The following is a 12735-nucleotide window of genomic DNA, read 5'->3' as shown; positions in this document are numbered from 1 at the left end:
GGTTATCCACATCCACAGCTGCCGCCTGAGCCGCAGCCTCCTCCACATGATTGATTATCAAAGAAAGGATTTCCAGATGGAACTTTGATTGAAGGAGACACTTCACCAGCTAATAGAGAGCAAACCTCTACTAGAAGGCCTTCGAGCTCCGTTTCCGCTTGCTTAAATGCCGCTACCGCTTCGTGAAGATCCATGTCTCTCTTCGCTTCACGTACTTTTACAGTAATCGTCATAAAGTCCGGATGATAACGCCCGAAACGTTGAACCTCATCATAAAGTTCCTTCATTTCTGTGAAACGCTTAATCAAACGCTGCGCTTCCCTATTCTTTGATAATTCCTTCTTTGCCTCATGATATTCATGAGCTACTTCTGAATCTTTTATCAAAAATCCAAGCTCTTCGGCCTGGTCTAAAATCATTACACTATCTAGAGTAGCAATCATACGTACACCTCCACATTTATCTTACCACTTCATGGAACCTCCTGACCAGTCCTCTACTATATTAGTAAAGTGAATATCCACGATTTGGTTATTGACTTTTTTTGGTGTAAGCTCTATAATTTTCTAGATTTATGTGTTTTCATATTAGCTATGTTAGATTGTGGCTCCCTTCATTATTGGCGTATGTACGGCCTTTTTTAACGGTTCGAGAATATTTATTCGCACTCCAAAATGCCAATAATCGAGAATTCAACAATATAAGCTAACATGGTTATTTTAGAGAGGAAGAAAAAGAAAACTGTGAAACTTATTACGTTCAATCCGTTTCGTACGCTAGGCATGTCAGGTATTTCTTATGTTAAACCCGATCATATGTTCAAAGAAATTGATGAAATTAGAAGAGCAGATGTGTTGTTATTTCCAGAAAAATGGCAGGTTAATTCTCTTGTTTATGGTCTAAACAAAAATATCTTTCCATCCATCCAATCCATTCAACTTGGATTTGATAAAGTGGAAATGACGAGAGCATTCTGGTCACTTTCACCAGATCTAATGCCTTACACCGAAATAGCAGGTCGTTCCAAAGACACAATTGAACGTATTTTAAATACATTCCCCTTCCCTTTCGTTGCAAAGGAAGTACGCAGTTCTATGGGAAATGGCGTGTTCCTTATCCGTTCCGAAGAAGAATTTCTAACTTATGCAGAGCGTAACGACGTTCTTTATGTGCAAGAATATTTACCAATAGAAAAAGACCTCCGTGTTGTTTATGTAGGTAATACAGTTGTATCGGCTTATTGGCGTGTTGGAGGAGAGTCATTTCTTAATAACGTGGCTCAGGGAGGAAAGCTGTCTTTCCATCAAATTCCTGACGAAGCACTCGAGCTCGTTGATCGAACAGCCAAAGCCCTCGGAATTAACCACGCAGGATTTGACGTTGTGTATGCAAACGGAAAGTACTACTTTCTTGAATTCAATTGTTTGTTTGGGAATCAGGCGCTTGTTCAACAGGGTATCCATGTAGAGAACTTGATATTTCAATATTTACAGGAGCAGTTTCCACCTATCGTACCGCCGACAACACCTTTCAAGCAAATCTCCTAAACATAAGCCTCCTGAAAAGAGGCTTATTTTATTTCCACTTTCATTTCTTTCAAAGATAAATACCTTCCTCCATCTTCTCTCATAATATCTAAACGAATCGTATGCTTGCCTTCGGGTAAATTTCGAATAACAAAAGCTGCACTTTCTACAGTTTGATGCTTCACACCGTCAAGATATACATTCAGATGTCCATGGTACTCTTTTTCTGTATTTTCTTTATCGAATGAAAAATTAGGAATTAAGCATTCAATAAAGACGTTATGATCTTTCACTCTGTGATTAACGACAACAGGCTCAGTGTTTTCTTTAGCTGCGACGTTATCCTGTAAAGCCTGACTAAATCCAACCACCGGAACACAGCAGCCAATCATCAACAGAATGATCATTAGCTGTCTTTTACCACGCTTCAACAACATCTTCAACCACACCCCTTTATACATCAGTGTGCCCCAAGAATAATAAAAAATAAGGAGAAATGATTAAATCAATGGCGAAACTCAGCTTACGCAACCATAAAAAAAGACCCTAATTTTTTAATTGGGTCACTAACGCTAGCATCATATTCACCATATTTAATTGATTTTGGAAGCGATCAACCCGTTGTGGGAACGTCTGACCATAAAATGTTTTGGAGGCTTCTTCAAATTCTTTCAGTGCGAACGGTTCTCTACTTAAACGCCGATACCAGCTAGGCTGATTACGTAGAAATAGCACCAGATCCTGCCGGGTAGCGAGAAACTCCTGTACTTCTTCACGCATGTGATCTCCTCCTAGTCATGTCGAAAGGGAAACGGGGAGTGTGATTGAGAATAAGGAGATTGTGGTTTTGGTTTCGAACGAAATTGTGATAAAACTTCTTGAATAGAATAAACAGCTCCACTAAATTGTTCGATACCTTTTTGAACTTCTTCAAAATTCATTTGTTTAAGTGCTGATAACATGCCACCAATACTTTTCTCTTCTGAGACTTCTTCCTGATTTTCATCCATCTCTTCTTCATACCAGCTAGCATCGTCTTCACCAAAAAGCATCCATTCCTCAAATAGCTCTTGAAGCGTTTTTTCCTTTCGCTTCACCTTTTTTAGCACATGAGGATGAGCTTTGACGAATGTCTTAAATTCCTGAACCTTTTGAGTTCCTTTTTCTTTTGCTTCAGGCAAATTCGCCACCTCCATTTCCATACAAACCAAAATGGTCTTACTACATCATAATTAGACTTTTAACAATTGTGCGCCTATTTATTGGTGTATTCGACCATTACTGGTAAACTAAAAATAATCGCACACTGGAAAAGGAAGGTAGATTATATGGAGAACGAATCAATACATACGTTAATTTCACAAATTTTAGATGAAGCAAATGAGCAAGAAAAACACTCCCTACGCTTCCTGCTTGAGGGTGTGCTAAAAAAACAGCAAGATTATTATAAAACCTATTTAGCTGGGTTTATGGGAATTAGGAGTAAAAAACTTGATGAAGATACTTATGAAAGTATTATTCCGAATCAAGAACTTGTTCATAACCCATTGCATATCGTTCATGGTGGAATAACCGCTTCATTAATTGATATTGCAATGGGCTCACTTGTTCACCAATCGCTACCTTCTGACAAAGCAGCAGTGACTTCTGAAATGAATATTCACTTTCTTGCGAAAGGGGATGGTCATGAGTTAAGGTGCCAATCTCATGTTGTGTTTAAAGGTGACGAAAGATGGGTTGTGAAAGCAAATGTCTATCGTGATGATCTGAAACTAATCGCCACGGCAACCGGAAACTTCATGGTTATTCCTAGAAAGGTTTAATGAAATTCTGTGTGTAATATTCACGATAAACCCCTACACCAATTTCAGTGAACTCTTCATTCAATAGAGCTTCACGATGACCTTTACTGTTTAACCATCCAATCATCGCCGCTCCAGCATCTGGATATCTTGCAGCGATGTTCTCTCCGGCATAGCTATAGAGAACGTCGCCCTTCTTTAATCGATCGGAAAGCTCCCCTTCTGATGGTGAAGTATGAGAAAAGTAATCATTCTCTCCCATATCCTTGCTATGTCCAAAGGCAACTTCTGATACTTCATTGTTATAGCTTAACGATCGTTTGTCAGATAAATTTCTCAACACGTTTGTCATCGAAAAAATTTGTTTTTCCATCGCATCTTCGACTTTATCCCATTCACCCTGTGATAGCGACTCCGTGTCAAGCAGTTCACCACGATAAGAAACCGCATAAGGTCTTTGCTTCACTAGTACACTCGGCTCTGCAATCCTAACAGCACGTAAACTTCCGTTAAACTTATCAAAATAATACTGTGCGTATAAATCTTCATGTATTTTAATTAAAGGCTTAAGCTGTTTTTCTTCTTCAGTGAGCTGAAACCGATAATCATATTGATCTACCTTAACAGGGATTTCATTTAGAGGCTTCTCTTCTTTGAATATATCAGCCGCTTTCTCACCCATTGGGTATCGTTCACCAGCGTCAACATTTCCCATAAAGAAAATTGTCACTACCTGTTCATCTTCAATACCAACTTGTAAATAGGCAGAATTGGACTGCTCGTAAATCCACCAGTCATACTCAAACGGTGACGGATCCACTCTATCTGGTTTCCCCAAATTAGATTCAATCGTTTCTGGCCCTTCTCCTACCCATTTCTCCAGTCCTTTAAGCTCTGGCAATGGCTCATCTTTTTTCACTTCGTCTTGTTGTGTTGGAGACTTTTCCGTAGTTTCTTCGAGAACAAACTTTTCTTCATTAATGATGCGTTCAACTTCCTGTCCTAAATGACTCCACTCAATTTTGTCATATACATCTATTCCGATCACGATGACAACAATCAGCAAAGTGAAGCGAAGTATATTTTTCATGATTCGTTCGCCTCCATTTCATTGTATCTATTATGCCTTATCTCTGTTGTACACCGCAACGGTTAGCCTCTAGGACGCTTAGAGTAACCACCTTAAAAGTAAAAAAGAAGAGCACCTGGCTCTTCTAGTTTAAGCGTTTATTTTTTCTTTTAGATGGAAGTAAGATACGATTCCAACAAAACGATCACCGTCTACTACAATAACCTCTGTTAGGCGGGATTCATTCATTAACTCTGCAGCCTGCTCAGGCTTCATATCTGGTGCCAAAGTCATAGATGGCTTTTCGAGGAGTTCCTCAACTTTAGTCATGCCAGCTTGATTATCAGCAAAACCACCAACCGCAATTGCTCGATCTGTCACAATTCCAACCAAATTTTCACCATCACAAACGGGAACAATCGTGACATTTTCATTCTTCATAGTTGCAGCCGCTTCGGCAACGCTATCAGAAGGCTTACTCGGAGTAACATATTTAGCAATGTCTCCAACAGATACCATGCTTCGTTGAAGTGCCGATCCCAGCTGATCACGAAGGGTTTCAAGCTTTTTGTTACATGTGTTAATGATCGTATCAGGAAATTCTTCGTCATACTCCACACCGTGAGGATAATAGTGTTTTCCTAAGTATGGCTTACCAAGCTTGATCACTGCATAAGAAGATTCAACCATTCCCTCGATAGCTACACCAGGAACTCGAAGATAGTAAACGTCACCATTTGTCATATCCTCAAATTTATAATCGTATGTAACTCGTTCATAATCCCATTGACCAGCAAGAACTAAACCGTTTTCATGCATAATATGATCTAGAATGGAAAATTGAACGATCGTAGATTCCAGACCAGTCTTGTCAAATTTCATAATTCGTTTGCCTCCTTTGTAATTCACAACATGTCCACTCTTTAATAATAGTATAAGGGGCAGTGTGGTTGCAATGTTTACTTCGTTTTCACATGGATAATCCATACATTATTATCCTGTCCAATCGAAAAGAAATTACATGACTTCAAAACAAATAATAATAATCTGAGTGAAATCGGTCGCTTCTGGTGAAACTACGCTAGAAAGGAGATGATTTCATGAGAAAATCAGTATCATTTTTAATGGTATTTCTTCTCATAACTTCACTATTAGCACCAACTTATGCACATGCACAGAGTACATACACAGTAAAATCTGGTGACACGCTGTGGAAAATTTCCAAACGCTATAAAATCGGACTTACTGAGATAATCAGTGCAAATCCTCAATTCGATAATCCAGATCTTATTTATCCGGGTGATCGTGTCAACGTACCTACAGCAAATCCATCGATTCGAAAGTCTAAAGACGTTGGACAACAAGTTATGGATTTAACAAATGCAGAGCGTGCGAAAAATGGACTGTCGCCATTAACGTGGAATTGGGAAGTGGCTAGAGTAGCCAGATACAAATCAGCAGATATGAGAAATAAAAATTATTTTTCTCATCAGTCGCCTACGTACGGTTCTCCCTTCTCAATGCTAGAGAATTTTGGCGTTTCCTATCGAAGTGCCGGAGAAAACATTGCCGCTGGACAAGCAACACCCGAAGAAGTCGTTCAAGCGTGGATGAATAGCGAAGGACACCGAAAAAACATTTTAAATTCTGGTTATACACAGATTGGCGTCGGATACGTCTCAGGTGGTTCATACGGTCATTACTGGACACAAATGTTCATTTCAAAGTAATCAGAAAAGCCTCTTTGTCTAAAGAGGCTTTTCTATATGAATTTATTCTTTAAGGTCCTCGTCTGTAATAGATAAGGCTGATACAAGCACATTCACTTCTTCCACGTGTAACCCCGTCATTTTTTCTATATCATTTTTAATTCTTTCTTGAAGAACAAAGCATGTATAGGGAATGATTTCTCCAAAACCAATTGCCACTTCTACGTTAAGTGATAAACCCGCGTCTTCCTGGTAACTATCATATTGAAAAGAGGACTTCTTCCCTTTCCCAACCATCTTTCTCAATGTCTTTTTAACAGGTGCTTCAATAAATTTCACGCCCGGCGTTTCATTAATCGCTACTTCTAAAATAAAGTCAATGACGCTCTCTGAGATGGTTAGGCTTCCTTGATGGAATGATTTTCTCATGATGATCCTTCCCCCCTCTTGCATACACTCTTAATATTATATGAATAGCTGAAAATGAATTATTCGTCTAATAATTCATTTCTCTCTACTGGTAAAGCGTAATCGTCCGTACTATAATATAAGAAGATGGTTTGACTTAGAAAGGAGAACAAGATTGCCAAAGTTCCTCACAAAGCGATTTATATTAATTTTACTTGTCATTGCGATTTTAGCAGTGCTTGCTTTCTGGATCTTACCGGTCTCCATTCCTCTTATTCTCGCGTTTTTCAGTGCTCTAGTACTTGATCCAGCTGTTAAACTGATTCAGAAGAATACGAAACTTAAGCGGTACTTTCCAGTGATTATTGTCTTTACGCTATTTGTTATTTTCATTTCGTTACTAGGCTACTTCCTTATTACAAAAGTGATTACTGAAGGAATAGCGCTAGTCGAGAACTCCCCTCTGTACATACAAAACATCACCCAGATGTGGGATAGTATGGAATCCAACATGGAGGCCGTATCAAAAAGTTTTCCTCCTGAGTTTGTTCAAGAATTCACCAATCAGGTTGATCGATTTCTTGAAAATACAAAGGATACCATCAGTAGCATTGATTACTTAAAAATCATTACCATCATTGTCACAGGAATTCCAAATTATTTAGTTAGCATTGTTGTATACTTAATTGCCCTCTTCTTATTCTTGATGGATCTTCCAAGACTGAAGAAGCAATCTTATTCTTACTTATCACAACAAACGGCAGAAAAAGTGCAATTCATGACCGGGCGCCTTTCCTACGTCATTTTTGGTTTTTTTAAAGCTCAGTTTCTTGTCAGCATCATCATTTTCTTTGTTAGTTTAATTGGACTGTTATTCATTACGCCGAAGGTTGCCCTTTTAATGGCATTTATCATTTGGGTCATTGATTTTATACCGATTATTGGTTCTATCGTTATACTCGGACCCTGGGCGATTTATTATTTAATAACTGGCGATATCGCCACTGGAAGTCAAATGGCGATTCTAGCGGTTGTGCTTCTAGTCATTCGTCGAACAGTAGAACCAAAAGTAATGGGACGACATATCGGACTATCTCCGTTGTCTACGTTAATATCCATGTACATTGGTTTGAAACTCCTCGGTATTATGGGCTTCATCATCGGGCCAATCCTTCTCATTGCCTTTAACTCTGCAAGAGAAGCCGGGCTAATTAAAATTAATTTCAAAGTTTAACGAAAAAGAAGCTGTTTCCATATGGAAACAGCTTCTTTCGGTTCATTTTACCAAATCATACCCATTAGGGCGACAACACACGTGCCAGCTACGAATACTCCAAAGAATATTCCCCATGCAGGATACTGATGCCCTTTGTGGCTTAAATGCATGAACATGTATAGCTGAAATACGAGTTGGATACCAGCTAGGATCATGATAAAAACAACTGTAAAAGCATCAGATATCGCATCGCTAGCTACTGCTACGAACGCAATCATCGTCAGGAAGATCATCATGGCAAAGGAAACAAGTTGTTGCTTAAATTCCTTCTCATGAGCAATCTCGTGATGAATGTCGAGATGACTTTGATCGTGCTCTGACAGAGTATCGTGACCTTCATGATGTGCCATAAAATTAACCCACCTTTCCCATTAGGTAAACCACTGTAAAGATGAAGATCCATACAACATCAATAAAGTGCCAGTAAAGAGCAAAGAGATAAAACTTCGGTGCTGTATAGAGATCCATCCCTCTTCTTAAGTTACGAATAATAAGAAGTGTAATCCAAGAAATCCCCATAAATACGTGAGCTCCGTGAGTTCCTACTAACGTGTAGAAAGCAGATCCCCATGCACTACTTTTAATGGTGTGACCATATTCATGTACATAATGATTAAACTCATAAATTTCAAGACCTAGGAAAGCAAGCCCAAGAAGTCCTGTAACAACAAACCATCCAATCATTCGCTTAAAATGATTGGTCTTAAGAGCCATTGTTGCAAATACAGACGTTAAACTACTTGTTAATAAAAGCATAGTTGCAATAAAGACTAGTGGAAGCTCAAACAGTTCGTTTGCTGATACTCCACCATTTGTGGCATTCCTTAGTCCTAAGTATACCCCAAAAAGCGAGGCGAAAAGCACGGTTTCGCCTCCAAGGAAGAACCAGAAACCAAGAAATTTGTTTTTACCATCTAATGTAGCCCGTTCTGGATTGGCAGGCAATTTAGTCATTGTTTCGTTCGATTTCATTTGCCTTCCCTCCCTTCAGCAGGCAGATCTTCTTTATGGATATGATAGCCATGATAATCAATGACAGAGCGTAAAATCATCGCTAATGCCGTGACCACAAGACCACCAATAGCAATTATCCAATTTGAGTAGATGGCTGCAAGAGCCGCAGTAAACAACCCAAGAGAAAGAACAAGTGGAAGAATAGAAGAATCCGGCATATGGATATCATCTAAAGGTTCCGCGGCAACCATAGCTTTATTACCTGCTCGTTTTTCTAACCACCAAGCATCAAGACCACGTACTAGCGGTGTTTGTGCAAAGTTATATTCTGGAGCTGGTGATGAAATCGCCCACTCAAGCGTACGCCCGTCCCAAGGGTCGTTTCCAGCTTTTTTACCTTTAACAGAAGTTTGGATAATGTTCCAAACCATAATGATTGTTGCAAGTCCCATTAAGAAAGCACCCATCGTTGCTGCGAAGTTCGCTTCATCAAGACTTTGACCAGAAAGATACGTATAAACTCGACGCGGCATTCCCATAAGTCCGAGGAAGTGCATCGGGAAGAACGTTAAATGGAAACCGATAAAGAATAACCAGAAATGAAGCTTTCCGAGAAATTCGTTCAATACTGTTCCAAAAATCTTCGGCCACCAGTAGTACATACCGGCAAATAGACCGAACACTACCCCACCAACAATTACATAGTGGAAGTGAGCAACAACGAAGTAGCTATCGTGGTACTGATAGTCAGCAGGTGGAACGCTTAGCATTACCCCTGTCATACCACCAAGTACGAAAGAAGGAATAAATCCTACTGCAAATAAGTTTGCTGTTGGGAAGCTCACTTTTCCTCCCCACATTGTAAAGAGCCAGTTAAAGATCTTAACCCCAGTCGGAACTGCGATTAACATTGTTGCAACAGCAAAAATAGAGTTTGCAATTGGTCCTAGTCCCACCGTAAACATATGGTGAACCCATACCATAAAGCCTAAGAAACCAATAAGAGCTGTTGCGAAAACCATTGCTGAATAACCAAACAGACGCTTTCTTGCGAATGTTGCAATGATTTCAGAGAACATACCAAATGCAGGTAGAACGAGAATGTAAACTTCCGGGTGCCCGAAGATCCAGAATAGATGTTCATAAATAATCGGGTTACCTCCCGCTTCAGCTGCGAAGAACTGCGATCCGAACAAACGGTCAAACATGAGTAGCGCTAGACCAATTGTTAGAGCAGGGAAGGCAAAAAGAATAAGACCAGAAGTAATAAAACTAGACCATGTGAACAACGGCATACGCATAAATGTCATACCCGGTGCCCGCATGTTTATGATGGTAACTAGGAAGTTAATTCCCCCGATTAACGTTCCGATACCTGAGATCTGAAGCCCTAGAACGTAAAAGTCGACTCCGTTCCCTGGACTTGTTGTTGATAGTGGTGCATAACCGGTCCAACCAGCATCCGGTGCTCCACCCAAGAACCAACCAAGGTTCAGTAGAATACCACCCGCTGTAAATAACCAAAAGCCTAATGAGTTAACGAATGGAAAAGCTACGTCTCGCGCTCCAATTTGAAGCGGAATGATCGCATTCATAAACCCAAATATGAGCGGCATGGCTGCCAGGAAGATCATTGTCGTCCCGTGCATCGTAAGCAGCTGGTTAAATGTTTCAGCTCCCACAAAATCAAATTCTGGATAAAGCAACTGCACCCGCAGTAAGATTGCTTCTAAACCACCGAGTAGAAAGAAGAAAGCACCGGAAGCGAGATAGAGAATCCCGATCTTCTTATGGTCAACGGTAGTAAGCCAATCCCATACAGGATTTTTCTTTTTATAAGCATGTGCTGACACGTATTAAACCTCCTTATTTCCGATGACTATTCTTCAACTTTTAGTCCTTGCAAGTAAACAACTAAAGCATCAAGCTCTTCATCTTTTAGCTGATCTCCAAACGCAGGCATGTTATTACCAGGTTTGTATTCCGATGGATCGCTAATCCAGCCCTTAATGTTCTCATCTGTATGTTCGAGAACGCCCGCTACTTTCTCACGGTCACCAAAGTTTGTTAAGTTCGGACCTGTGTTACCGCCTTCACTGCCGACGGCATGACATCCAATACAGCTGTTTGCGAAGATTTCTTCCCCTTGAGCTGCTTGATCAGAAGCTGCCTGTGAACCGGCTTCTTTCATGTTTTCTGCCCATGCTTCAAAATCTTCTTTTTCTTGAGCAATTACTTTAAAGTCCATCAAAGCGTGTGATGGTCCACACAGCTCAGCACACTTCCCATAATATGTACCTGGTTCCTGAGCATTCAGCCACATTTTATTCTCTGTAGCTGTATTCGTATCCATTTTTCCACCTAGAGTCGGAACCCAAAAAGAGTGTGTGACATCTTTGGAAACGAGTTCAAAATAAACTCTTTCTCCTGTTGGAATGTGTAAATCTTGAGAAGTCTTCACTTCAAGATCAGGATACTCAAATTCCCACCAATACTGATGAGCTGTTACTTTGACAACGGTTGCACCTTCAGGTACTTTTTCAGTGCCCTCATCTAATGCAAACGTAGTCATTACTGTCGGAACGGCAAGGATCAAAAGAAGGATAATAGGAACAACAGTCCATAGAATCTCAAGAACGACATTACCTTCCGTTTGTTCTGGAATTTCATTGTCGCTTTCACCACGTCGTCTAAAACGAACAAGCACAACTGTATAAATGAGTGCTACTACAACGAAAACCCCGATCATGATGTAAAGGCTTAACATCATGAGATTAAATTGCATTTCAGCCCCTTCTCCCTTAGGGAGCATAGCTGTTAGTTGTTCGTTACCGCAACCCGTAAGCGCTAACGCAATTACCGATAGCAGTGGTAAAAAACGCCAAACATTTTTCCAACGTTTCATTTGCACCTTAAACCTCACTTTCTTTAGTAGCTTTTACTCAAAATTGAGTTATAGGAAGACAAGGAGGGCATCCCTACCCACCTTGTCTGACCATACATTAATCATCCTTTTAAGGATTAATATTTACTGCAATCATAACAATAAACAGGATTGTAATATAGTTAAGCGAATAAACAAACATAATTCTCGCCCACTTAATATCATCCTTCATGAAAAATCCTGCAATTCCAATCGCTAGCCATCCAAAACCAAGGATTGCTGCGACAGTGATGTACACAGGTCCAAAGCTGTATAGCAATAGTGACACTGGTACTAAAGCAGCCGTATATAAAACGATTTGGCGCTTCGTCATTGGAAAACCTGCTACAACAGGTAGCATTGGAATTCCTGCGTCACGATAATCATCTACACGCTTCATAGCGAGTGCTAAGAAGTGTGGAGGCTGCCAGATAAACATGATTAAAAACATTCCCCATGCTACAGGGCTTAAGTTAGGATCAATTGCAGCCCAGCCAATAAGCGGCGGAAGTGCACCTGAAAATGACCCGACAACTGTATTTAAAGAAGTTGTACGCTTTGTCCACATTGTATATAACACAACGTATATAACAAGTCCTAAAAGACCCAGTAACGCAGCCATTGGCTCAACAATCAATAGCATTATCGTACCTACAATGGCTAAGCCAAGACCTACAAATAACACCTGGTTAGCAGGAATTTTACCTGTAACTGATGGACGCGTATTCGTTCTCGCCATCACTTGATCAATATCACGGTCAATGTAGTTATTCAAAGATGTTCCCCCGGCAACAACAAAAGCTGTTCCCAACATCGTTAGAATGAGTACCATTGGATTAGCGAATAGATCAAATCCTGCAGCAACTGATGCAACCCATAAGCCAGTAAAAGCTGTAATTAAATTATCAAATACAATGCCTAATTTCGTAAGTGTCAGAAAATCTTTCCACGTACCAGATGGATTTGCTTCTGATAGCGGGCCTGGCTCCATAACGCGATTAGATGCTTCGTATGCAGTTCTAGCTTTACTCAATCTACACACCTCCTTTTTCATTAGACTGAAGTAAA

The 12735-nt window shown here is 40.1% G+C and carries 16 protein-coding genes; 4 read left to right on the top strand and 12 right to left on the bottom strand.

Annotation, left to right across the window (positions count from 1 at the left end):
* Window positions 1–2: 2 nt before the first annotated feature.
* Complete coding sequence (locus tag IQ283_RS17105; RefSeq protein ID WP_194221313.1) at window positions 3–443, bottom strand: YlbF family regulator; 441 nt, start codon at window positions 441–443, stop codon at window positions 3–5.
* Between the two features lie 300 nt (window positions 444–743).
* Between IQ283_RS17105 and IQ283_RS17100 the strand changes: the two genes are divergently transcribed.
* A complete protein-coding gene (locus tag IQ283_RS17100) occupies window positions 744–1547 on the top strand; it encodes an ATP-grasp domain-containing protein (RefSeq protein WP_194221312.1) in 804 nt (267 codons plus the stop codon).
* A 23-nt stretch (window positions 1548–1570) separates the two neighbouring features.
* Here the strand turns inward: IQ283_RS17100 and IQ283_RS17095 are convergent, their stop codons facing one another.
* The 3 genes from IQ283_RS17095 to ylbD form a co-directional block, all read right to left on the bottom strand.
* Window positions 1571–1963, bottom strand: coding sequence for a hypothetical protein (locus IQ283_RS17095; RefSeq protein WP_194221311.1), 393 nt, complete (start codon window positions 1961–1963; stop codon window positions 1571–1573).
* 109 nt (window positions 1964–2072) lie between these two features.
* A complete protein-coding gene (locus tag IQ283_RS17090) occupies window positions 2073–2306 on the bottom strand; it encodes a YlbE-like family protein (RefSeq protein WP_194221310.1) in 234 nt (77 codons plus the stop codon).
* 11 nt (window positions 2307–2317) lie between these two features.
* Complete coding sequence (gene ylbD, locus IQ283_RS17085; protein WP_194221309.1) at window positions 2318–2707, bottom strand: YlbD family protein; 390 nt, start codon at window positions 2705–2707, stop codon at window positions 2318–2320.
* 147 nt (window positions 2708–2854) lie between these two features.
* On the opposite strand from ylbD, the gene IQ283_RS17080 reads away from it, so the two are divergent.
* Window positions 2855–3349: a PaaI family thioesterase gene (locus tag IQ283_RS17080; protein WP_194221308.1), complete on the top strand. Its 495-nt coding sequence runs from the start codon at window positions 2855–2857 to the stop codon at window positions 3347–3349.
* Here the strand turns inward: IQ283_RS17080 and IQ283_RS17075 are convergent.
* Together IQ283_RS17075 and IQ283_RS24425 are read right to left on the bottom strand one after the other, a co-directional pair.
* Entirely contained in the window at window positions 3336–4418 is a 1083-nt protein-coding gene (locus IQ283_RS17075; RefSeq protein ID WP_194221307.1) for a CAP domain-containing protein, read from the bottom strand. The genes IQ283_RS17080 and IQ283_RS17075 overlap by 14 nt on opposite strands.
* A gap of 129 nt (window positions 4419–4547) precedes the next feature.
* On the bottom strand, window positions 4548–5279 hold the full coding sequence (locus IQ283_RS24425) for a YugN family protein (protein WP_194221306.1): 732 nt from the start codon (window positions 5277–5279) through the stop codon (window positions 4548–4550).
* Window positions 5280–5497: 218 nt separating this feature from the next.
* Between IQ283_RS24425 and safA the strand changes: the two genes are divergently transcribed.
* Window positions 5498–6127: a SafA/ExsA family spore coat assembly protein gene (gene safA / locus IQ283_RS17065; protein ID WP_194221305.1), complete on the top strand. Its 630-nt coding sequence runs from the start codon at window positions 5498–5500 to the stop codon at window positions 6125–6127.
* Between the two features lie 42 nt (window positions 6128–6169).
* Here safA and IQ283_RS17060 read toward each other — a convergent pair whose 3' ends face one another.
* Window positions 6170–6535, bottom strand: a complete 366-nt coding sequence (locus IQ283_RS17060) for an Asp23/Gls24 family envelope stress response protein (RefSeq protein WP_194221304.1) — start codon at window positions 6533–6535, stop codon at window positions 6170–6172.
* A gap of 154 nt (window positions 6536–6689) precedes the next feature.
* Here IQ283_RS17060 and ytvI point away from each other — a divergent pair, with 154 nt between their 5' ends.
* A complete protein-coding gene (gene ytvI, locus IQ283_RS17055) occupies window positions 6690–7748 on the top strand; it encodes a sporulation integral membrane protein YtvI (RefSeq protein WP_194221303.1) in 1059 nt (352 codons plus the stop codon).
* Window positions 7749–7795: 47 nt separating this feature from the next.
* On the opposite strand, the gene IQ283_RS17050 is transcribed toward ytvI, so the two are convergent.
* The 5 genes from IQ283_RS17050 to cyoE all read right to left on the bottom strand — a co-directional run bounded on the left by IQ283_RS17050 (window position 7796) and on the right by cyoE (window position 12700).
* Window positions 7796–8140, bottom strand: a complete 345-nt coding sequence (locus IQ283_RS17050; RefSeq protein ID WP_194221302.1) for a cytochrome C oxidase subunit IV family protein — start codon at window positions 8138–8140, stop codon at window positions 7796–7798.
* 4 nt (window positions 8141–8144) lie between these two features.
* The gene (locus tag IQ283_RS17045; protein ID WP_194221301.1) at window positions 8145–8762 is read right to left on the bottom strand and encodes a cytochrome c oxidase subunit 3; all 618 of its coding nucleotides are present in this window, start codon (window positions 8760–8762) and stop codon (window positions 8145–8147) included.
* On the bottom strand, window positions 8759–10597 hold the full coding sequence (ctaD, locus tag IQ283_RS17040; RefSeq protein ID WP_194221300.1) for a cytochrome c oxidase subunit I: 1839 nt from the start codon (window positions 10595–10597) through the stop codon (window positions 8759–8761). The genes IQ283_RS17045 and ctaD overlap by 4 nt, the downstream gene beginning before the upstream one ends.
* Window positions 10598–10623: 26 nt before the next feature.
* Window positions 10624–11649, bottom strand: a complete 1026-nt coding sequence (coxB, locus tag IQ283_RS17035) for a cytochrome c oxidase subunit II (RefSeq protein WP_194221299.1) — start codon at window positions 11647–11649, stop codon at window positions 10624–10626.
* Between the two features lie 109 nt (window positions 11650–11758).
* Complete coding sequence (gene cyoE, locus IQ283_RS17030) at window positions 11759–12700, bottom strand: heme o synthase (protein WP_194221298.1); 942 nt, start codon at window positions 12698–12700, stop codon at window positions 11759–11761.
* Window positions 12701–12735: the final 35 nt, after the last annotated feature.

The sequence above is a fragment of the Pseudalkalibacillus hwajinpoensis genome, from assembly GCF_015234585.1.
GTDB lineage: Bacteria > Bacillota > Bacilli > Bacillales > Guptibacillaceae > Guptibacillus > Guptibacillus hwajinpoensis_B.
This window is presented reverse-complemented; position numbering and strand designations above follow the sequence as displayed.